This is a genomic window from Okeania sp. SIO2B3, from assembly GCF_010672525.1.
GTDB lineage: Bacteria > Cyanobacteriota > Cyanobacteriia > Cyanobacteriales > Microcoleaceae > Okeania.
The window spans coordinates 17,325-39,884 of sequence record NZ_JAAHGH010000011.1 but is presented as its reverse complement, the minus strand read 5'-3'; the positions used below and the strand labels follow the sequence as shown (position 1 = coordinate 39,884).

General features: G+C 37.6%; 13 protein-coding genes and 3 pseudogenes. 5 read left to right on the top strand and 11 right to left on the bottom strand.

Annotation, left to right across the window (positions count from 1 at the left end; genetic code table 11):
* Positions 1 to 233 precede the first annotated feature (233 nt).
* Together F6K15_RS12540 and F6K15_RS12535 are read left to right on the top strand one after the other, a co-directional pair.
* Complete coding sequence (locus F6K15_RS12540) at positions 234 to 1,391, top strand: glycosyltransferase family 4 protein (RefSeq protein WP_293061229.1); 1,158 nt, start codon at positions 234 to 236, stop codon at positions 1,389 to 1,391.
* On the top strand, positions 1,340 to 1,612 hold the full coding sequence (locus tag F6K15_RS12535; protein WP_293061228.1) for a hypothetical protein: 273 nt from the start codon (positions 1,340 to 1,342) through the stop codon (positions 1,610 to 1,612). The genes F6K15_RS12540 and F6K15_RS12535 overlap by 52 nt, the downstream gene beginning before the upstream one ends.
* A gap of 463 nt (positions 1,613 to 2,075) precedes the next feature.
* Here F6K15_RS12535 and F6K15_RS12530 read toward each other — a convergent pair whose 3' ends face one another.
* Together F6K15_RS12530 and F6K15_RS12525 are read right to left on the bottom strand one after the other, a co-directional pair.
* Positions 2,076 to 2,432 carry a type II toxin-antitoxin system PemK/MazF family toxin gene (locus F6K15_RS12530; protein ID WP_293061226.1) on the bottom strand — a complete coding sequence of 119 codons (357 nt, stop codon included), beginning with the start codon at positions 2,430 to 2,432 and terminating at the stop codon, positions 2,076 to 2,078.
* On the bottom strand, positions 2,426 to 2,680 hold the full coding sequence (locus tag F6K15_RS12525; protein ID WP_293061224.1) for a hypothetical protein: 255 nt from the start codon (positions 2,678 to 2,680) through the stop codon (positions 2,426 to 2,428). The genes F6K15_RS12530 and F6K15_RS12525 overlap by 7 nt, the downstream gene beginning before the upstream one ends.
* A 438-nt stretch (positions 2,681 to 3,118) precedes the next feature.
* On the opposite strand from F6K15_RS12525, the gene F6K15_RS12520 reads away from it, so the two are divergent.
* The 3 genes from F6K15_RS12520 (at position 3,119) to F6K15_RS12510 (ending at position 7,741) form a co-directional block, all read left to right on the top strand.
* Entirely contained in the window at positions 3,119 to 3,853 is a 735-nt protein-coding gene (locus tag F6K15_RS12520; RefSeq protein WP_293061222.1) for a cytochrome c biogenesis protein CcdA, read from the top strand.
* A gap of 1,010 nt (positions 3,854 to 4,863) precedes the next feature.
* Positions 4,864 to 6,186: a transposase gene (locus tag F6K15_RS12515; protein WP_293061220.1), complete on the top strand. Its 1,323-nt coding sequence runs from the start codon at positions 4,864 to 4,866 to the stop codon at positions 6,184 to 6,186.
* 208 nt (positions 6,187 to 6,394) lie between these two features.
* Complete coding sequence (locus tag F6K15_RS12510; RefSeq protein ID WP_293061218.1) at positions 6,395 to 7,741, top strand: cytochrome c biogenesis protein; 1,347 nt, start codon at positions 6,395 to 6,397, stop codon at positions 7,739 to 7,741.
* Between the two features lie 104 nt (positions 7,742 to 7,845).
* On the opposite strand, the pseudogene F6K15_RS39075 reads toward F6K15_RS12510, so the two are convergent.
* The 9 genes and pseudogenes from F6K15_RS39075 to F6K15_RS12475 all read right to left on the bottom strand — a co-directional run.
* Positions 7,846 to 7,971 (bottom strand): annotated as a pseudogene (locus F6K15_RS39075) (RNA-guided endonuclease TnpB family protein); the annotation flags it as partial.
* A gap of 159 nt (positions 7,972 to 8,130) precedes the next feature.
* Positions 8,131 to 8,545, bottom strand: a pseudogene (locus F6K15_RS39070) (RNA-guided endonuclease InsQ/TnpB family protein); the annotation flags it as partial.
* A gap of 348 nt (positions 8,546 to 8,893) precedes the next feature.
* A complete protein-coding gene (locus F6K15_RS12500) occupies positions 8,894 to 9,073 on the bottom strand; it encodes a hypothetical protein (RefSeq protein ID WP_293061216.1) in 180 nt (59 codons plus the stop codon).
* Entirely contained in the window at positions 9,070 to 9,858 is a 789-nt protein-coding gene (locus tag F6K15_RS12495; RefSeq protein WP_293061214.1) for a hypothetical protein, read from the bottom strand. The genes F6K15_RS12500 and F6K15_RS12495 overlap by 4 nt, the downstream gene beginning before the upstream one ends.
* 154 nt (positions 9,859 to 10,012) lie before the next feature.
* Entirely contained in the window at positions 10,013 to 10,558 is a 546-nt protein-coding gene (locus F6K15_RS12490) for a hypothetical protein (protein ID WP_293061212.1), read from the bottom strand.
* Positions 10,559 to 11,234: 676 nt separating this feature from the next.
* Positions 11,235 to 12,203, bottom strand: a complete 969-nt coding sequence (locus tag F6K15_RS12485) for a hypothetical protein (RefSeq protein WP_293061210.1) — start codon at positions 12,201 to 12,203, stop codon at positions 11,235 to 11,237.
* A gap of 382 nt (positions 12,204 to 12,585) precedes the next feature.
* Entirely contained in the window at positions 12,586 to 15,393 is a 2,808-nt protein-coding gene (locus F6K15_RS38325; RefSeq protein WP_363267835.1) for an ATP-binding protein, read from the bottom strand.
* Positions 15,394 to 15,473: 80 nt separating this feature from the next.
* Positions 15,474 to 16,979: pseudogene (locus F6K15_RS38320) on the bottom strand (AAA family ATPase); the annotation flags it as partial.
* 188 nt (positions 16,980 to 17,167) lie between these two features.
* Positions 17,168 to 22,480 carry an ATP-binding sensor histidine kinase gene (locus F6K15_RS12475; RefSeq protein ID WP_293061209.1) on the bottom strand — a complete coding sequence of 1,771 codons (5,313 nt, stop codon included), beginning with the start codon at positions 22,478 to 22,480 and terminating at the stop codon, positions 17,168 to 17,170.
* Between the last annotated feature and the right edge of the window lie 80 nt (positions 22,481 to 22,560).

Below are 22,560 nucleotides of genomic sequence, written 5' to 3'. Positions count from 1 at the left end.
TAAGGGGATGAAAAAATATTCAATCCAGTATTTTCAAGCCTCCGGCTTTAGTGGTCGGTACTGATAACTGATAACTGAAATGACCCCCCTTTTTTTAAGAGTGAGTAGTATAAGATTTTATGTTTACTTCAGTAGGGCAAACAACAAAATTTGACGGCTAATAGCTAATAGCTAATTGCTATATTTACTGACATTTGCTAAAAATCAGATATTCAAAGATATATATAGTTTTGATGAAAAATATTTTATTTGTTCTGTACGAAGATTTTCATTCTAATAGTGCCCTTCATGTGCATCATTTTGCTAATAATTTAGTTAAATTGGGCTTTGATTGTGTGGTGGCTGTTCCTAGAAACAAACAGACTGTTTCTCAGGTGGGAGAACATTTAACACATTTATATAAAGTGACAGAATATGGTGAATTTTATCGGCTGAATAAATTATTTAAAAATCAGCAAGGTCCGGATGTGGTTCATGTTTGGACTCCGAGAGAAGTTACGCGAAATTATTGTCATAAACTCCGGAAAGCTTATGATTTTAAATTAGTAATTCACTTGGAAGATAATGAAGAATATGTCCTAGAAAAATATTTAAACAAACCTTTTAAAGAAATAGCTAATGCTAATGGATCTCTGGCAATTCCAGATAATGTTTCTCATCCCCAGAAATATCGGGAGTTTCTAGCAAGTGCAGATGGAGTAACAGTAATTATTGAAAAGTTAAAAGAATTTGTGCCGAATAATGTGCCGAGTTTAGTTTTATGGCCTGGCGTAGAAACCGAGTATTTTTATCCCAGAAATCCCAATCCAGAAATAGTAAAAAGGTTTAATATTCCTGAAAATACTTTGGTTTTCTCCTACACCGGAAATGTTCATGCTGCTAATACTCATGAGGTGAGAAGTTTGTATTTAGCTGTGGCAATGTTGAACCGAGAAAGTAAACCTGCAGTGTTAGTTAGAACAGGTAGAGATTTCTGTAATTTTTTGGGAGATGATGATAATTGGGCGCGGAAATATGCCATTGAATTAGGATATGTAGACCGGAGTTTAATGCCAAAAATTTTGGCTTTAGCAGATGTATTAATTCAACCAGGTAGACCAGATAAATTTAACGATTATCGTTTTCCCTGTAAATTACCAGAATTTTTGGCAATGGGTAAACCTGTAATTTTGCCTGCGACTAATATAGGTTTGGTGATGGAAAATGAGAAAGATGCTTTAGTTTTGCCTGTGGTTGATGGAGTGAATATTGTTGAATCGGTGGGTAAGTTGTTTGAGGATAAATCTTTATATAAAAAGTTAGCTCAAGGTGCAATTAATTTTGCTAAAACTCATCTAAATTGGCAGAAAAATACAGAATTATTGAAATCTTTTTATCAAGAGATTCGGTAGTTTTGTATGGCAGAAGGCAGAAGGCAGAAGGAAGAAGGAAGAAGGAAGAGGGAAGAAGGAAGAGGAAAGAAGGAAAAATATTGCTTTGTCTGAGCTTTCAGGTTTTGAATCTGTCCGTAACCTTTGCTTCGACTGCCAGATTATGGAAAGCCTCAAATGTTAATTTATGGCTTTCTCTCTATTATACCAAGGGTGAAAAAAGAATGTTACAAATAAACTAGCTAGTAAATAATTAATAATTAATAACTAACAATTAATAATTTACCTAATACCTAACACCTACCTCTTATCACCTAACACCTAGAAAGTTATTTGTAGCAAAAATTTATCAATTTTGTATTAGAAATCTCCAATAATAAAAAATCAAGTCAATTATCGTAGATAAATCATTAATTATTTCTCTCTACCCTATACAGATGTTGCATGCAACATCCCTACTACTCCCTACTCCCTATGCATGGAGGAGATGTCTATTTTAAATTCCTCCTCTGGTTTAATGATGCCAACTAGGTGAGAAACGGTAATAAGTTTAATATTATTAAAAATTAACTACTATTGTGTAGCGGAAACTAAGGTTTCTTTGTAAAAAGAAATAGTAGATACAGTAAAAATTAAAATTTTTTGATACAAAAATTGCCTATAGAAAGCTTAAAGTGAGGAGCAAAAGAGCCAAAAATCCCATTGTTATTCCATTTCTGTTGGTTTAAGTAGTAACTCCACTCCCTCTAATATTTTTTCTACTCTCTCCGGTGAAAGAGTACCTATTTTCTCTGTCAATTTTGCTTTTTCTACTGTGAAAATCTGGGATATATTCACAACTGTTTGATCTGGTAAATTTGCCTCACCTACTGCCAAAACAATATTACCAGGAACAGCAGCAAGCTTGAGATTAGAACTTAAACTACAAACAACCACAGTCTTAATCAAACTAAAATTAAAAACATTGTTCTGAATTACAACATGAGGATGTCTGTAAGTACCTTGAGAACCCGATGGTTCATCTAATTCAATCCAGAATATATCACCTTGATTAATTAGCACTCGTCCTCTATTATACTCCTATGATGTCCACTAATACTACTTATTGATGTCAATGCTTCTGTCTCAGAAACATCCTCATAAGCAGCATTTATTTTTTCTAGCAATAGTCGATTTTGATGCCGACGAATAAACTCTTCTAGAGCGATCGCTATTAAACGACTTCTAGATATTTTCATTTCTGCTGCTAGTGCTTCAGCTTGTTCAAACAGATACTCTTGTAATGAAATTGCAGTTTTGACAGTGGCCATATAATTATAATTTAACTTTTATGTTAGTATAATCACAGGTTATATTGCTGTCAATACTTATTCTCAAAGGTCTTACCTCTGGGATTTATTGAGACATTTAAATCCTCCTGATACTCAAACTCAAAATTATCCTATATTCTAGATTTAATTTAGAGTCAATTTGTTTCAAATAATTCCAGAGAAAATCTTAAATTCAGGAAAAATCTAAAATCTAAGATTGAAAAGGGCAGAGGCCAGAAGGAAAAATTGCTTGAGATTTGAATCTTGCTCCAATCGTAGGAAGTGTAAAAATATCCAGTATTCCAGCCTTCATAGCAAAAAGGCAAGAAGTTTTGGGTGTCTAATAACGGAATCTTCATATCCGACCTTGCTATAACTTCTGCTACTGAAGCAAATATTTTAGTTCTACTTAGATAAATAGAGTAATTAATCATAACTATGGAAACCTTTCTGACTTTACTTTACGAAACTACTCAATATGCAAATACCATAGTGAAGACTCAACTCATACATCTAAGTTGGGTCAGTTTGATAATTATATTTGTAGCTGGTTTACTTACCAGTTTGACACCCTGTATGCTTTCGATGTTACCAATAACTATTGGTTATATTGGCGGATATGAAGCCCAGAACCGTATTCAAGCTGTTGCTCAATCTACTTGGTTTTCTTTAGGATTAGCCACAACTCTTGCTGGTTTAGGGATTGTAGCATCATTGCTGGGAAAAGTATATGGTCAAGTAGGTATAGGATTGCCAATTATTGTTAGTATAGTTGCTATTTTGATGGGTCTTAATTTACTAGAAGCATTGCCATTACCTATGCCTTCTTTTGACAGTATGGAATGGATTTCTCAAGATTTACCTAAAGGAATACGTTCATATTTATTAGGTTTAACATTTGGTTTAGTTGCATCTCCCTGTAGCACTCCTGTATTAGCAACATTATTAGCTTGGGTTTCTACGACTGGAGACTTGGTTTTAGGAGGAATTTTATTGCTATTTTATGCCTTGGGTTATGTAACGCCTTTGATATTAGCAGGTGCTTTTATAGCTAATATTAAAAACTTTTTAGAACTACGAAAATGGTCTAGTTGGATTACACCTGCTAGTGGTATTTTATTAGTTGGTTTTGGTGTATTTTCTCTGTTATTTAGAATAGTACCAATTACTTAAAAACAAGGTAGTTTGATAGATAGTAGTAATACCATTTATAAAAAAAATACTATATTTCCATAAGACTTCAATAATTAAGTAATTAGTAGTATTTAATAACGTTTTTAGCGATTATTAGCTATTAAATGTATATTATTCTTATGTTTACTACTCCCAGTACGGACGTTCCATGCAATTTCCCTACCCACTCCCCTACTCCCTTATTCAATAAAACATAGAAAATTTTTTGAGACTTGGTATGATTTATGGTTGAGGTGGTAAACAAAAAATAGTCAAATTATTGATACTTTAGTCAAAATAGGTTGAAAATATGCTCAAAAGTTTATCTTTTATGAATGCGGGTTTAATACCCCACCGTACAATGGGAGTGATTAAAATCGCTTGGGGTTTGTAGACACGGAGTGGCCTGTCGAAGACTATCCATAAGCAATTTTCCCTTCTGCCTTCTTCAAACAGTAATGGTAATACCATTTCACTTTAAGGATGTCACAAATAGTTTCAAAGTTATAATGTCAAATAATCCGTTAACAGTATTGAAACTTCAAAGTTTTCTGTCTTAGGACTTACGCATAGACTCTATATATAGCGAGGGTGAATGGTATTTACCCCTACAGATGGTGGTTTAAAAGTAAATTCGCGTAAGTCCTGTGTCTATTAAATCTTAACTTTTAACTTTTGAATTTTGACTTTTGACTTCCGTGAAATGGTATAACTTTTTTGCCTTGAATCAACTACTTTTTAGATGTATCTAGGTTTTCCTAGGCCATGCTACGCAAACAACCATTTTTACCTAAATAACACGGGAGCATGAAAGCCATCGTCTTTTAAGCGATGGATGAAAGGCGAGGAGTCGGATTTTAATCCGATGTATTTTATTTGACCGAAAAGCCACGTTGAAGGCCCCGTGTTTGAACCGTGGGGATGAAAACAAGGGAGTTATTTAGACTAGACAACTAAAGTAGCCCTCTGTTACTATGATCAACAATAAGTTTTCGGTCCGCCTGTTTCAAATGTACTCTTGTCAGCAAGTTTTAGTAGGTAAAAATCCTGAATTAATTGCTATCTTAAAATTCTTGTGCGAACAGTCTCACAAGCTAACTAACATGGGAATATATTATGCCAGGCAACTATATTTTAAGTCTCAAAAAGGCATTGGCAAGTATGACTTAGAAAAGGTATACAAAAAGAACAATCACTATAAAGTTTTACATTCTCAAGCAGCACAACAAATATTGAGAACTGTAGCGGAATCATTTCGCTCTTATTATGGTCTAATAAAAGCCTATAATGAAGGTAAAATCGAACACAGACCAAGGATTCCTAACTATAGAAAAAAAGGGGGAATGGCTACAGTTAGCTATCCCAAACAAGCATTAAAACTTAAAGATAATCAAATTAGAGTACCACTAGGTAATACCTGTAAGCGCTGGTTTGGTCTAGATTGCTTTTATATTCCTATGCCAAGTAATCTTGAATTTTTATCTCTTAAAGAACTGAGAATATTACCGAGGAACAGATGCTTTTATTGGGAATTTATCTATGAAAAAGAAGAAGTAGTTAAACCTCAATTAAATCAAGATAATGTATTAGGAATAGACCATGGTGTAAATAATTGGTTGACCTGTGTATCTAATGTAGGTACAAGCTTAATTGTAGATGGGAAACACCCACCCCTATCCCCTCCCGGGAGGGGAACTAAAGGGGTGGGTTGGTACAACAAACAAGTATCAACTATTAAAGAAAATCAACCGACTGGATTTTGGTCAAATAAATTAGCTTCCATTACTGAAATTCGCAACCGCCAAATTCGTGACGGAATTAATAAAGCAGCCAGAATAGTAATTAATCATTGTTTAAAAAATTCTATTGGTACAATTGTATTTGGTTGGAATAAAGGTCAGAAAAATCAAATAGAATTAGGAAAAAAAAGTAATTCTGAGTTTGTACCAATTCCTACAGCTAGACTCAAAGAAAGAATAGCTCAATTATGCTATGAATATGGAATAATATTTATAGAAACAGAAGAGAGTTATACAAGTGTCGCTTCATTTTTAGATGGTGACGATCTGCCTATTTATGGTGAGAAACCCAATGATTGGAAACCGTCAGGAAAAAGAATAAAGCGTGGTTTGTATAAAAGTAGTAATAATTGGTTAATTAATGCAGACTGTAATGGGGCTGCAAATATAATCACAAAAGTAAGCAGAAAGCTAAGGTTAAACTTAAGCCGACTGTGTAGGGGCACTTTGACTTGTCCCCAGAGAGTTTATCTTTGGTCAGCTAAGAATAGACGGAGCAACACGGATTTATCCTGTTGCGTAGTATCTGCTTAGAATCCCCTCGGCAAAAGCTGCGGGGAGTAGTCAACCTTTTCAGGTATTTGCCTTGCTAATACTGGATTTAAAGCCATTTTCGGTATGAAAAATCTCAAAGTGCTGTTATGATGAATGATTTAGGATTACTGTACTTGACTTTTTCGAGGGAATATTACTATTGGTACACTACGATGAAAAAATATAAAATCTGATAGGAATTAAATTAATGGATGCTAAAGATTCAGGATTAGGCTGGACGTTTAATCCTCTCAAAATATTTAGAAGAGAAATATTGCCATTATTGGCTGATTTAAGGTTAGCGATCGCTCTATTATTAATAATTGCTATAAGTAGCATTTCTGGCACAGTTATAGAACAAGGTGAATCAATAGATTTTTATCAGGAAAATTATCCAGAAAAACCAGCATTATTTGGATTTTTGACTTGGAAAGTAATTTTGTTATTAGAGTTAGACCATGTCTACCGTACTTGGTGGTTTTTATCAATATTAATTTTGTTTGGAGCAAGTTTAACAGCCTGTACTTTTACGCGACAAATGCCAGCTCTAAAGTCTGCTAATCGCTGGAAATTCTATAATAAGAAACAACAATTTGAGAACTTAGCATTAAGTACAGAAATAGAAACAGCTTCCCTAGATTCCCTAGGAAAAATATTACAGCAACGTGGTTATCAGGTATTTCAAGAAGGAGATAAACTTTATGGGCGCAAAGGAATTATTGGTAAAATTGGCCCCATAATAGTTCACGCTAGTATGTTGATTATTTTAGCAGGGTCAATAGTTGGTTCAATGACCGGATTTATCGGTCAAGAAATAGTACCGAGTGGAGAAACTTTTCAAATTAAAAATATTGTGGATGCCGGAATTTTTGCCGAATCACAAATTCCTCAAGATTGGTTAGTCCGGGTAAATCGTTTCTGGATTGACTATACTCCAGAAGGAGCAATTGACCAGTTTTATTCAGACCTATCAGTATTAGATAAAAATGGCTCCGAAGTCGATCGGAAAACTATATTTGTAAATCAACCTATGAGATATCATGGGGTGACAATGTATCAGGCAGATTGGGCGATCGCTGCAGTTAGAGTCAGGGTTAATAGAAGTCCTGTTTTTGAGTTACCAATGGCCAAGTTAAATACAGCGGTCGGGGGCAGAATTTGGGGAACTTGGATTCCGACTAAACCAGATTTGAGTGAGGGTTTATCTTTACTGGCAAGAGATTTACAAGGAACTGTATTAATTTATGATGCTACTGGTAAATTAGTTGCTAGTGTGCGGGAAGGAATGTCTACAGAAGTTAATGGGATAACGCTATTTGTTGACAAGATTATAGGTAGTACGGGTTTACAAATAAAGGCTGACCCTGGAATTCCTATTGTTTATTTAGGTTTTGGTTTATTGATGTTGAGTGTGTTGATGAGTTATGTTTCTCACTCGCAAATTTGGGCTTGGCAAGAAAGCGAGCGGGTTTATATTGGGGGTAAAACTAATCGCGCTAGTGTGGCCTTTGAACGGGAAATGTTGGATATTTTAGTTGACATCCTCCCTCGTTAAATCAGAGATGATAACGAGGGAATCCTAAACCTCACGATTTAGGTTTACTGCTTGAATGGCACTTATCTAGACTGTTGCCAGTCCCCGACAGTACGCCTAGACAGTCAATTTGTTGAACCACGATCTGCAAAGGCCGCAGTGACACCTCGATGGCAAATAATTTTTGCTGCTGCTACATCACGGTTGATTTCGTATTGGCATTCACGACATTTATGAGTACGCTTAGACAGGTCTTTTTTACCTGTATGCACTCCACAATTTGGACAAATTTGACTGGTATAGCGATGAGCGCTCAGGTATTTACAATGTCCAGTCCAAAGTGCAGTAAGCGAAAAAGTGTACAAAAAATAATGTGTAAATATGCCAGCGCACATTGCTATATATCTGTAGTCAACCTGGCCAAAATCAACCCCTCTTTTCCTGCATACCCAAGCCAAGATACTGAAAAACTGACCAAAACCAGCATCTAAAGTATGTTTACTTAACATTCCTTTAGCCCAGGTTCTCAAGTCTAGGTCTTCCACAAATATCATTCCTGCTTGGTCGCATAAATGATGAGCTAGTTTAAAGTGAAAGTCTTTTCGGGTGTCTGAGATTTTTTGATGAAGTCTGGCTATTTTCTGGTTAAGTTTATGTCGATTTCCTCAACTGGATGTTTTTAACTTTAATCTACGTTGTAGCAATTTCAGCTTACTGTGTAGTTTGGTTAAAAATTTTGGAGGTTCAATCAATTCACAATTCAGTTGTTGCTAAGAATTTATCAACTCCAATATCAATTAATGGGTCTCCAGAAGCAGGGGTATCCTTCAGTAATTAGGGCTTGCTGATTAAATATCAAAGCATTGACTGATATTGGTTGTAGCATTTTTTAGTCTCAAAAAATGTCAGCTTTTCGGTGGAAAAAGCTCATGCATGCTAGTATTTCGGGACGATGATGACAGAAAAATTGAGGGACAATTTTTCCGACTACCTCCTCGCTCCCGAGCCATTTCTCTTGTCTCCTGTCTCCAGTATAGCTGTCTCCTACCCCTACTATAAAGACTTTTTCAGCAAACCCTATCCGGGTAAATCAGAGATTATACCGAGAGTCATCTCGCTCCATTTTAGATAGAGTTAGATATCTCCTCCATGCATAGGGAGTAGGGAGTAGGGTTAAAAGACAAAAGACAAAAGATATCTTGGTTTAATGCCGATAATATTTACAAAAATTACTGAACCATTATTATTACTTAATAACTGAAGTCGCATCGAAAGTATAGCATGATTTTTGGTAATTGGTATAAAACTCCATCCAATTGTTCCTTCTGCCTTCTGCCTTCTGCCTTCGTTCATAAAAAATTTAAAGTCTTAGCTAATAAAGAGACAGCACTAATAACTCCAATAATAATCATCAAGTTATTGAAGTATTTTGATAATTTATTGGCAAGATTTTTGTCTGACAAGGTACGATTAACAATCTGCCAATCTGAAGATAAAACTAAACTAGATAAACCACGCCAAATATCAGCATCAATTAAAGTTTGCTCTTTTTTTATTCCTGTTACAACTACAATTAAATTATGTTGAGTTGGTAAGCGATATTCTTTCAATTCCAAAGCTAGTTCTTGTTGACGTTGGGTTGAAGTTTCGGCAATTTTCTTAGTGGTATTTGGCAACTTATCTTGGAGTAATATTTTAGCTTGCTCAGTGTTAGTTAATTCTTGTATATAGTGAAAATCAACTTGAAAACCAAGCTCTCCTCCTAAACTTACAGCTTGACTAATTTCTACTGTGAAATGTTGTCTTTCTTCTTTATTTAAAGCAGCAGCAGCCAACATTCGTAAAGTTCTTTCATTATCTGGATAATCTGAGATTACCCAAGCTATAGAAATCCGAATCTGGCGATCGGCAAAATCAACTCGCTCTGTAGGTTCGATACCTGTTAATAAACACAGTAAACTATTATTTTTTCGGCTCAAAACTACTGAAGCAGATTCACTATCAATTAATTGAGTAGCTTCTTGAATAATAGTAGGTAAATCTTGTTTATCTATTCTGGCTTGACTTTCTTCAGTAATCTTTAGCCAACGGTAATCATCATCTTGAGAAAAGCCTCTACTTTCAATATATATTTCCATATAAATCTCCTTTTTAAATTTTCAGAATTTTACCAATAAAAACAATGAATAAAATAGATATTTGTATTTAGGACTGGTTATCGTATGTTTGTTAGATGAAATTTTCCTCAAACAGTACAGTAATAACTGCTTACTTGCTTATTTTTATCAATCTTCAACTTCCCAAAACTTCTTTATTACTTGCACTTTTCTTAATCAAGATCTTAAGTAAGTCTGAATCTCCTTTCACCCAAAACTTTTCTTCTGTCGGAAAAATTTCTTCGGGATATTCAGTTGCAAAGTCAATGAATTTTCCTATCCAGCCATCAGGAACATAATGCTCCATTGGAGTACGTTCAGGATAAAATGCTCCTACTTTGCAATTGTCAAAATCTACAAACATAATCGGGAATAAATCTTGAACATCCCACCAGGAGATGACTGATGTGTAACGTCTTGCTAGATCTATGCTTAATACATCTTTATGTACTTTAAACTCTGACATACAATCAAGAAATTTCCCAGCAGTCTTTTCATTTACTATATGAATCCCAAGTCTATCTGAGTCTTTAGAATCTGGTACTTTGTGACCATAACTGATGAATTCATCACGCCACTTATTCATATCAAGTACCCATAATTCTCTTTCACTTCTCAAGTAATAAAATTTGCCTTGATAGCGAGCAACTACTACAACCAATTCTATTTCTAAATCACTCATATTCTTCTTTTAGTCACTTTTTTGATAACCTTTAAGATCGATTTTTTCCAGCCATTCATCAAATATTGGGAGTGCCGATAAATCCATTTTAGCCTTATACCAATTTCAAAAAAGAATGCTATAAAAAGTTGATTTTGATCGGATATGTTTAAAAATAGCTTCTCCAGTTCATTTGAGATAGTTATATCTATCATTTTTCCCTTTTTTTCAATATTTACCGAATAATTAAGGTTTAAAGTCTCTCCTTTAAAGGAGAAACAAGCGGTCGTTTTGCTAGCACATAACTACGTTAACGGCTGTCGCCGACATGAATGCGAGCGCATTCCGCAGGAAAAAGCGCAGCTTCCCGTAGGGTGGGATGGCGTTTTGCTCCGCAACATATAAAGCGGAGTGGCTCTGATAAGAGCGGGTCTCGGAGCCATATCCAATCGACCAAGAGAGAAAAATTTTTCATGATTAGTCAATCCTCTTCTTTTCAAGGAGAGGTAATAATTAATTATTAATAATTAATTATTAATTGTTGAATTCTACCATTTGTCACAAACATTTATCAAATTGGTATTAGATAGTAGAGTGCATTAGTAAAAGTAATACACGATGGTATTAATAGGATTTGATGAAATTTCTAAATCAATAACTTAAATTTTTAAAGCACTCTAATATCAACAACTATAAATTATAATAAATCTCTGCCCTGAAGTACGACAAAACCCGCAGTATTTTTACAACCCCTAGAAAACTGAGTCAAAGCATTTTTAATATGAGCATCTAAACCAATCCAGCTAACAACAGCCTGTAAAAATTTAGGGGTACGCCCTTCATGGTGCATTTTCAACAAAAACCGTAATAAGTAACGTAAAGGTTGGTCATTATCCACGGGATTATATTCAGCATCGCGACTAATTTTTCTAAATCCAAAAGTAGGTAAATAATTATTTCTTGGCTCTTCAATGGTTGTACAAATTACACAACCCAAAGTTTGTACTGGAGTAATGGCAATAGCAACTTGAGAATTTAATGGTGGAGAAGATAAGAAATTAAGTAAGTCGGCATATTCCTTTTTGATTCTTTCTAATAATTGTTTGGCTGCTCTCTCTCCTTTAATCATTTCCATCTCACATTTTACTGGAGCAAATATTACTAACCGGGGTTCTCGAATATCCTGATAAGCTTCTTTAAACATTGCCGTAATTTGCTTTGGTTTATTTACATATTCATTAAACTTGCCCTTAGACATCATCAATGCTGGCGTATCAATAGCAATGACAACTGCAGCAGCATCATTCATCAATTCTCTGACAAATTTTCTCTCGTTAGGACTAGCTTTATCAGAAATATAACCTCCTGGATAGTCATAAAAATTAAGTCTTAAAAATGGCTTTTTATCCTGTTCAGCTAAGTCAAAAATAAAAGAGCGAACTTCTGAAGAACCGGGAATACCTGCTCCTGGTTGCACTTTAAAAGTTTCTGTGAGACTTTTTAATTCTTTGAGGCGTTTTTTGAGAATAGCATGACTTTCTGCCTCTGGAATTAGTTGGAGGTTAGCCTGAAAACTTATTCTTTTAAACTGTTCGTACATAGAAGTTAATAGGCTAGTTTTACCAACAGCGCTAGGACCTAGAAGTGTAATTTTTAGTTCATTCATAGTGATCATTATTCCTTGAATTGATTGTAGGTATATGAGGTATATAGCAATACGGATTTAGGTTAGGACATTTATAAATTGTCAAACTCAGTCAGATATGACTTTTGACTTTTGAATTGCGCGTAGCGCTATAAACACTAATAATAAAACTTGTGTGGTGTAGGTATTTTGCCCGCCACATTTGAGTCAATCCTCTTCTTTTAAAGGAGAGGTAATTAATTATTAATTATTAATTGTTGAACTGTTCCTTATTCTCTATACTTATCTCTCCATCTTCCCTACTCCCTATTCCTTAAAACTTCCCCTACTCTCTATTCCCTAAAACTATAAATATATTTACTTCCATAAAGAAGGTCATATTTTATCTAGGAATCACGATATTTTATCTAGGAATCACGATCGTAAAAATTGTACCTTCCCCAACTTTTGAATTACAGCTAATCTGACCACCATGTTTTTCTGTGACAATTTGATGGGCGATCGCCATCCCCAAGCCAGTTCCTTTACCCACTCCTTTGGTGGTAAATCCTTGCTCGAATAGTTTGGCTTTCACCTCTTCTGGCATCCCAGTTCCATTATCAGCAATTCGGACGATAATCTGCTTATTATCTCCGCTTAATTCCGTTTCAATGGTAATCTGATTTGGTTGTTTTTCTATCTCGGCAAATGTTTTTCCTTGATTGCTTTCATCTAAAGCATCGATTGCATTCGCCAATAAATTCATAAACACTTGATTGAGTTGCCCTGGATAGCATTTGACTACGGGAATATCAGCATATTTTTTCACAATTTCAATGGCAGGTCTTTGCTCGTTCGCTTTCAGGCGGTATTTTAAGATTAATAAGGTGCTATCTATCCCATCGTGCAGATTAAACTCGGTTTTGCTGGCGGTATCGGTGCGGGAAAATGTCCGCAGAGATGTACTGATATTACGAATGATATTGCATCCCTCTTCCATTGATGCTATCAGTTTCGGGAAATCTTCAGCAATAAAATCTGGTTCCAGGTCTTCAATTTCTTCGGCAATTTCTTTGGGAGGAGATGTGTTTTCTTCATAGAGAGCAAGGATTGATAGCAAATCTTGCAAATGTTCTTGGGCTGCATCCACATTGCCACCGATAAAGCCAACAGGATTATTAATTTCGTGGGCGACTCCGGCGACCAGATTGCCCAATGTTGCCATTTTCTCACTTTGAACTAATTGCAATTGTGCCTGTTGTAAATCTGTTAAGGCTTGTTGTAAATCGTTCCGTGCAAGTTGTTCTTTGTCATATAATTGGGCATTTTGCAGCGCTATGGCAGCTTGGGAACAGAGCAAATTCAAAATTTCAATGCGGTCGCTGCTGAAGGCACCACTGGTTTGATTGTTTTCTAAGTAGAGAATGCCGATGAGTTGACCTCGGTCAATTAAAGGCATACATAGGATGGACTGGGGTTGATGTTTTTGGATGTAGGCATCTCTGGCATACTCATTGGCTTGTTTGGCATCATCTAAGACAAGGTGCTGGCGAGTGTTTTTTACTTGATTGATGAGGGTTAAAGGCACACTGTTAGTTTTCTCAACCGGAATGCTCATTACAGACATTTGCTCTCCCGCCCCGTAGGCTGTAAGCATGAGAGTATCTTCTTGAAAGAGCATGAGTGCAAGGGCTTCGGCTCCGGCGTTTTCTGCAATGATTTTTATGAAGTTGGCAATGCTGCGATCAAGGTCGATTTCTTGGGAAAGGCTGCGGGATGCTTTCATGAGGGAGGCTAAATTTAATAATTCTCCGCTGGAGCTACTGGTGCTGGAAACCGTTCTTTTGGTGAGAGTAGTTATCTTGCTTTTAGCAGTGCCTCTCAATTGTTGTCGTTGGAGGATGGGAGATAGCAGTTGTGGATAGCGTTTTTCGAGGTCGTCGGTTTTCGCTTTTGCTCCCCACTGAGCGTAACAAGAATAGGCTTCTTGCATATAGGTACACGCTATTTTTTCTTTACCCCAGTTAAGATAAAATTTAGCTGCGAGTTCGTTGGCGAGGGCTTCTTCTTGGATGTATTCGTTTTCTTTTGCTCCGACAATAGCGCGATCGTACATTTCTATTGCTTCCATTTTATCGCCTAACACCCGATATATTTCTGCCTCAACCAAATGCAATTTGTGCAAATAATTGGTTGGGGCATGAATTGCAGCATTTTTCAATATCTTCTGATTGGCTATAATTTTTTCGAGTCTCTCTTGACATTCGCTTTCCGATTGCAAGGCAAATTCAGCTAACAACACCAGAGATTGGTACAAATAAAAAAGGGTCACCAATGGCGTTCCAGCAGCACCTCCCAAGCAGTTCTCTGCATTTTCCAAACTCTCAGATGCCCCCTGCCAATCTTGAAATAAATAGCAAAGAAATACTCGAGGAATGTAAAAGTACCCCTGTGTTGTTAAATCGTTGGCTTGCTTGTGAAGCGGCAGCATTTTTTCTTCATCATAAGCTGCACCGACTATCGCACAAGGATTTTGAGAGCGAGCCAACAAATTATCAACTATCTGATGATATATATCGATCCAGTTTTTAGGAGTCTCCCTTTTTATTCGTTCTAAGGCTTTGCTATTGGCAGACATTTCTTGTGCCAGTCCAGATAATTCCGTACCGCTGAGATAACTATAAAATGAGTAAAATGCAAGGGCGTACCCAGCAAATTCAAGATCTCCCGCTTCTAGGCAGATTGTGTAGGCTTTTTTTAGAGCTTTAAGGCTATTTTCTAAAGGCTCTTTGTAATAGTTAATCATACTATACACTACGTAAAATGCTCGACCGTAAGCAATTGGATTACTTTGTTGGTCAAGTTGAAGTGCCAATTGACCAAATTGATATCCTTTTTCGATTTCACCGAAAGTGTTGCATAAAACAAGCCCTTGAAGAGAATAAGCATAAGTAGAAACAGGCGAGTTGCCATACTGGAGAGATAAATTGACTTCTGCAAACCCAATTAATACCATCAACGCTGGTTTGTATTTGTAAGCAGTAGGAACCACGTAGAACATAAGTCTCATGGCTGCCAGCATATTCGGCTCGCTCATTGCAGGTAGTTCTACTAAACTAGTTGGATGGCGATCGCCTAAATTTGCTTTGACATCATTCAACCAAAGCTCGATATCTGAGTCATCTGGCTCTTTAGGAAACTGACGAATTCCCAGTTTTTCCAAAATAATCATGGCAGTATCAAGGGCTTCCTGAAAGCGAGTTTGAGCTTCTAATGCCTGAATTTTTACTTCATAAAGTTTGATGGTATCGAGGGATGAGCGGGGAAGACTTCGTTATCTCTATAGGCTCCTAACAGCAGCAAATATCCCGTTTGATTCTCCCCCATCAGCACTTTCAGCAAGTTTAACGATGCTGAATCTGCCCATTGCAAGTCATCGAGAAAGAGGGTTAAAGGATGCTCAATTGTTGTGAAGACGACAATAAACTTCTCAAACAGAAGGTTAAAGCGGTTCTGGGCAGCACTGCCAGATAGTTCGGAGACAGGGGGCTGCTGTCCGATGATGCTTTGGAGTTCAGGAATGACTTCAATGAGAATTTGTCCATTTTCTCCTAATGCTTCTAGAATTTTTGCTTTCCACTCTTGCAATTGGGCATCGGACTCTCCCAGTAATTGCCCCATCAAGTCTCGAAAGGCTTGGACAAAGGCAGAGAAGGGTATGTTGCGATTGAGCTGGTCGAATTTGCCTTTGATAAAGTACCCTTTTTGTCTGGTAATGGGTTTGTGAACCTCGTTAACAACTGCCGTTTTTCCGATACCAGAAAATCCGGCTACTAGCATCATTTCTGTTTGTCCTGCTGCTACTCTTTCAAAGGCATCAAGCAAAGTTTGTACTTCTTTTTCCCTGCCATAGAGTTTTTCTGGAATCAGGAAGCGATCGCATAAATCCCTTTCTCCCAATACAAACGGCTCAATTTTTCCCGTTTCTTCATATTCAACCCAACATTTTTCCAAGTCGTGCTTGAGTCCAAGGGCGCTCTGATAGCGTTGTTCAGCATTTTTGGCCATCAATTTCATAACAATATCGGCTAAGAGTTTCGGGACTTGGACATCACAAATCAGAGGAGGGGTTTTGACAATGTGTGCGTGAACCAGTTCCAGTGGGTCTTCACTTTCAAAGGGGAGTTTTCCTGTCAACAGTTCATAAAAGGTTACTCCTAGAGAGTAAAAATCGCTGCGATAGTCTATCCCTCTATTCATCCTTCCAGTTTGTTCTGGGGAAATATAAGCTAGAGTTCCTTCTAAGACATTAGGAGTTTGCAAACTTGTTCGTTCTTTGGGCAGTAACGATGAGATACTAAAATCGATTAATTTTACTTGTTTTGTTTCTGGATGAATTAATATATTTGCTGGTTTGATATCTTTATGAATAATGTAATTTTGATGGAGATGGTGCAGAATTTCTGCTATAGATAGAGCAATTGCCCAAAATTGTTCAACGGATACAGAGAATTGACGCTGATATTCTGCTAGGGAGATGGCTCCTATGTCTTCCATGATGAGAGCGTAGCCATTGTTGTAACGCAACAGCGAGTATGGCTTGACAATACTGGGAATGTCTAGATTTTTGGCAATGGCGTATTGATTTCTAAACTGAACTAATTCGTTAAAGGAAGGATATTCGTTACCCATCAATTTTATCACTACGGGTTGCCCGTTCTCCAAATTCATACCGCGATAGACTAGGGTACGTTCGCTTTGGTGGATGAGTTCAAGGGTTTGATAATTAGCGACTTTAACTGTTTTTGTCTCTATCATTTGGGTTAATTTGTTCGTCTTTTGAGTCTAATTTTGATCATATCTATACCTATTTTAATTAGTTTTTTTCCGAAAGTCCAGCTATTAGACATCTCCGAAAATACTCAGATATCTCCCCAAAATCAATGAATTGCGATCGCTCCCCAAAAGTAAAGATAGTTATAGTCAGTTTCCAGGAAAACCAGATTTTATCTAGGAATCATAATTGTAAAAATTGTACCTTGCCCAACTTTTGAATTACAGCTAATCATACCACCATGTTTTTCTGTGACAATTTGATGGGCGATCGCTAACCCCAATCCCGTCCCTTTGCCTACTTCTTTTGTGGTAAAAAAAGGATCGAAAAGTTGCTTTTGCGTTTGTTCACTCATTCCCACTCCATTGTCAGCTATCGTAATTTTCACTTGTTTTCCATCCGCTTCCGTGCCAATGCGAATAGTTAGATAATCTTGAGCCTCACATTCTTCCAAAGCATCAATGGCATTATTCAGTATATTCAGAAACACTTGGTTTAATTGTCCGGCATAACATTCCACTAAAGGTAATTCTCCATAGTTTTTAACTACTTGAATTTCTGCTCGTTTTTCCTGTTTTTGCAACCTATTTTGTAAAATCGTTAAAGTACTTTCAATCCCTTTATGTAAATCTACACGCTTGAATTTTGACTCATCCAGACGAGCAAAAGTTCGTAGGGATGTCACAATATTTTTGATGCGCTCGCTCCCATTTCCCATAGACTTTAACAGTTTTTCAAAGTCAGAACGCAGAAATTCTAAATCCATCTCCTCCATTGCCTCTTCAATTTCCTGGTGCGGCTGAGGATAGTGGCTTTGATAAAGAGCGAGTAATTCCAGCACTTCTTCCATATATGTGTTGGCATGGGTAATATTGCCATGAATAAAACTAACAGGATTGTTAATTTCGTGGGCAATTCCTGCTACCATTTGACCCAAACTAAACATTTTTTCACTTTGAATCAATTGGATTTGGGTGCGTTGCAGTTCGTGGAGTTCCCGTTCCAGTTTTAGAGCTTGACGCGCTTGTTCGTAGAGGCGAGCATTTTCTAGAGTAATTGCTGCTTGGGCACAAAGTAAACAGAGAACTTCCACTCGCTCTTCGGTAAAAGCACCAGTACATTGATTGTTTTCGAGGTAAAGGATGCCTCGGAGTTGGCCCCGGTCTTGCAAAGGCAAACATAGTAGAGAACGAGTTTGATGGTCTTCAATATAAGGGTCTCCTTGATATCGTGTTTCTTGGCGAGCATCGTCTAAAATCACAGGCATTTGGGTGCGTTTGACTGTATTAACGATTTCTAAGGGAACTTGGTTCGTTTCCTCTACTGGGATGGAGTCTTTTTGGTCAATTTCTCCGTTGATAATTTGTGCTTCTAAGATTAATATATCATCGTTAAATATCATCAAGGCTACGGTTTCAGCTCCCGCATTTTCTAAAATAATCTGCATTAAATTAGCAATGATGCCATCGCTTTCCATATCTCGCGATAAGGAGCGGGAGGCTTTCATTAAAGTTGCGAAATCTAAGATTCCGACTCCATCAGTAATGTTGGTGGTGTTCGTGTTACCTTTGGTAAAGGTACTCTTGGCGGTCAATTCTGTGGTGGAACGCTGGAGAATGGGGGTTAACAGTTGCCGATAGCGTTGTTCTAAGTCCTGGGTTTTGGCTTTAGCTCCCCACTGAGCGTAACAATAATAGGCTTCTTGCATATGAAGGGCTGCATATTTTTCTTTACCCCAGTCGAGATAAAATTTAGCTGCAAGTTCGTTGGCGATGGCTTCTTCTTGAATATATTCGTTTTCTTTGGCTCCCGCAATGGCGCGATCGTATAACTCTATTGCTTCCTCTCGATGACTCAGAACTCTGGCCTTTTCCGCAGCTACCAAATCTAGTTTATGCTGAAAATTTTCCGGGGCGTGATTTGCCCATAATTCTAGACGTTGTTGATGAGTTTCCACCTCATCTAAGATTTGAGTCTGCCTTTGAGGGTCAGCAGTGGGGTAAAGAGCTAATAATACTAATGCCCGATACAGGGGAATCTGAGTAATAGGTAACATTCCCTCTCCACCTTTTTCGTAATTAATCGCCGACTGGGAATGAATCAGGGCTTGTTCGTAATCGTTAAACAAATAATTGAGAATAGTTTTAGTGGTATAGACAAAGAACAAAGAAGTAATTGCTCCGGTCTCTTGAAGTTTGGGAATTTGTGCAGATTCGTCAAACCTTTGTCCCAAAAGCTGTGTTGGCTCAACAGCCATACCCATTAAGTTTTCCACGAACTGTCCCCAGATTGCGGCAGCAAAGTATTGAAATTCTTGCTTGAGACTCTCGATCAGCTCAATGTAGTAGGTTTGTTTTTGATGAATAACGGTTAGGGATTCACCTATTAAGCAAAGGTTATCGCAATAGTTAATCGCAGAATAACAAGCAAACTCAATTTCACCATTTTCTAAGCCTGTTAATACGTTATCAGCCAGATCCCAAACGCGATCGCGTGCTGGCTCTTTCCAGTTGCGAATAAAGGCATGGAATAGTTGATTGACTTTGCAGGTCAGCTCGGCATCTTCATACCGTTCGAGGGTATGCAGTGCCAGTTGCCCAAAGCGGTAGCCCAATTCAATATCCGTCATTTTGGCACAGAGCAGCATCCCGTAAAGTGCATAGGCAAATGCTGCTGTTGCTGAGTTACCATATCTTACAGACAGGTTAAGCATCGTTAAAATGATCGACGGTACCAACTGGGGATTGGCAATAAAGGCAGGTGCCCATAATTTACTGAGAATACTTAAAGCTGCAATGATTTGGGGACTGGTAATTGCAGGTAAAATGTAAAGGCGATCGATATCGATATCTGGTAAGGGAGCATCGTCGAGGGAAACATTGAGCAAACTCAAGATTTCTAACCCCACATCCAAAGCCATCAGACACTGACCTTGTGCTACTGACAGTGAAATCCTGATTTCGTAGGCTTTAACCTGTTCTAGGATATCTTTAGCATTATCAATAACTGTTTGTGTCTGTTGCTGTGATGCTTCATACTCGCCGTTGAGATAGCTGACTTCAGCCAGTAAATTATGCAATGGCAGCATCAATTCATAATGAGTTTGCCATGGTTCAGCAGAAATCATCTCAGTATGCAGCAGTTCAATTGCTATATTTAAGTAGCTTGCAGCAGCATTGTAGGCAGCAGAAGATTTGGCTTTCCGTGCAGCCACTAAATTCAATTGTGCCAGTTCTTCTTGTTCCCTCGGTTGCTCAATTAGGGAAATCCCCATATTCAACTGATTGACGATTTTGAAGAGATTTTGTTCCTGTTCCCCTGGAGAAATTGTCTGTAATAACAAACGCCCAATGTTCAGATGGGTCATTTGCTTGCTATCGTTCTGAATTAAAGAATAGGCAGCCTGTTGAACGCGGTCGTGCAAAAAGTGATAACTCACTGAAACACTCTGAATTTGACCTTCATATTCCATCCCTTGGAAAAACTTGTAGGCTTCGCTCTGGGGTAAAATCAGACGACTTTGCAGGGCGTTCCAAAGATTAGCTGCTACTTCTTCGCTAGGAGTTTCACAGATAATGGCTAAAGTCTCTAAATCAAATTGATTACCAATACAAGCAGCTAATTTCAACACTTCTTGGGTGGCATCGGGTAACTTATACAACCGTCCCGCCATAAATTCCACTACATCATCGGTGAGAGCTGCTTCTCGCACCTTCACTAAATCGCATTCCCAATATCCTAAATTTTGATTAAAAGTAATTAACTCATCCTCATGCAATCCTTTTAAGAATTGAGTTGTAAAGAAGGGATTCCCTTTCGTCTTTTGATAGACTAAATCCGTTAAAGGTGTAGCTAATTCTACCGAACAACTGAGAGTTTCGGCCACCAATTGATTGATATGATTAACAGACAAGGGAGCCAGAGTAATGGTCGAAATCGTTGCGTTTTGTTTCTCTAATTCTGCCAAGTTTAACATCAATGGATGTCCGGGGAATACTTCGTTATCTCTATATGCTCCCAGCAGCAGCAAATATCCTGTCCGAGTTCCTCCCATCAGAACTTTTAGCAAGTTTAGCGATGCTGAATCCGCCCATTGCAAGTCATCAAGAAACAGTGTTAAGGGATGCTCAATGCTTGTGAAAACGGCGATAAATTTCTCAAACAAAAGGTTAAAGCGGTTTTGGGCTGCATTACCAGAAAGTTCGGGGACAGGGGGCTGTTTTCCAATGATGTGTTGGAGTTCGGGAATGACATCAATCAGAACTTGTCCATTTTCTCCCACTGCTTCTAGGATTTTTCCTTTCCACTTTTGCAATTCAATATCAGATTCTCCCAGTAATTGCCCCATTAAATCTCGGAAGGCGATGACGAAGGCAGAAAAGGGAATGTTGCGATTGAATTGGTCGAATTTTCCTGTGATAAAGTATCCTTTTTGTCTGGTGATTGGTTTGTGAACCTCGTTAACAACTGCGGTTTTCCCTATACCCGAATATCCCGCTACCAGCATCATTTCTGTTTGTCCTTGTGCCACTAGCTCGAAAGCATCCAGAAGAGTTTGGACTTCTTTTTCCCTTCCATAGAGTTTTTCTGGAATCAGGAAGCGATCGCATAAATCCCTTTCTCCCAATACAAACTGCTCTATTTTCCCGGTTTGTTGATATTCAACCCGACATTTTTCCAAGTCGTACTTGAGTCCCAGGGCGCTCTGATAGCGTTGTTCTGCATTTTTAGCCATCAATTTCAACACTATATTTGCTAAGGGTATAGGTACTTGGGTTTCAGGAATTGTGGGAGGAGTTTTGGCAATGTGTGCGTGGACCAGTTCCAAAGGGTCTTCACTTTCAAAGGGGAGTTTTCCTGTTAAGAGTTCGTAAAATGTTACTCCTAGAGAATAAAAATCGCTGCGATAGTCTATGCCTCTATTCATCCTTCCAGTTTGTTCTGGGGAAAGATAAGCTAGAGTTCCTTCTAAGACATTGGGGGTTTGCAAACTTGTTCGTTCTTTCGGCAGTAATGATGAGATACTAAAATCGATTAATTTTACTTGTTTTGTTTCTGGATGAATTAATATATTTGCTGGTTTGATATCTTTATGAATAATGTAATTTTGATGGAGATGGTGCAGAATTTCTGCTATAGATAGAGCAATTGCCCAAAATTGTTCAACGGATACAGAGAATTGACGCTGATATTCTGCTAGGGAGATGGCTCCTATGTCTTCCATGATGAGAGCGTAGCCATTGTTGTAACGCAACAGCGAGTATGGCTTGACAATACTGGGAATGTCTAGATTTTTGGCAATGGCGTATTGATTTCTAAACTGAACTAATTCGTTAAAGGAAGGATATTCGTTACCCATCAATTTTATCACTACGGGTTGCCCGTTCTCCAAATTCATACCGCGATAGACTAGGGTACGTTCGCTTTGGTGGATGAGTTCAAGGGTTTGATAATTAGCGACTTTAACTGTTTTTGTCTCTATCATTTGGGTTAATTTGTTCGTCTTTTGAGTCTAATTTTGATCATATCTATACCTATTTTAATTAGTTTTTTTCCGAAAGTCCA

Bases quoted from the DNA above. Each gene is read 5' to 3' on its own strand.
- F6K15_RS12495 (WP_293061214.1), bottom strand. From the start codon at position 9,858: ATGGAAATATATATTGAAAGTAGAGGCTTTTCTCAAGATGATGATTAC.
- F6K15_RS12515 (WP_293061220.1), top strand. From the start codon at position 4,864: ATGTACTCTTGTCAGCAAGTTTTAGTAGGTAAAAATCCTGAATTAATT.
- F6K15_RS12525 (WP_293061224.1), bottom strand. From the start codon at position 2,680: ATGGCCACTGTCAAAACTGCAATTTCATTACAAGAGTATCTGTTTGAA.
- F6K15_RS12485 (WP_293061210.1), bottom strand. From the start codon at position 12,203: ATGAATGAACTAAAAATTACACTTCTAGGTCCTAGCGCTGTTGGTAAA.
- F6K15_RS38325 (WP_363267835.1), bottom strand. From the start codon at position 15,393: ATGATTATTTTGGAAAAACTGGGAATTCGTCAGTTTCCTAAAGAGCCA.
- F6K15_RS12490 (WP_293061212.1), bottom strand. From the start codon at position 10,558: ATGAGTGATTTAGAAATAGAATTGGTTGTAGTAGTTGCTCGCTATCAA.
- F6K15_RS12510 (WP_293061218.1), top strand. From the start codon at position 6,395: ATGGATGCTAAAGATTCAGGATTAGGCTGGACGTTTAATCCTCTCAAA.
- F6K15_RS12500 (WP_293061216.1), bottom strand. From the start codon at position 9,073: ATGAACGAAGGCAGAAGGCAGAAGGCAGAAGGAACAATTGGATGGAGT.
- F6K15_RS12475 (WP_293061209.1), bottom strand. From the start codon at position 22,480: ATGATAGAGACAAAAACAGTTAAAGTCGCTAATTATCAAACCCTTGAA.
- F6K15_RS12540 (WP_293061229.1), top strand. From the start codon at position 234: ATGAAAAATATTTTATTTGTTCTGTACGAAGATTTTCATTCTAATAGT.
- F6K15_RS12520 (WP_293061222.1), top strand. From the start codon at position 3,119: ATGGAAACCTTTCTGACTTTACTTTACGAAACTACTCAATATGCAAAT.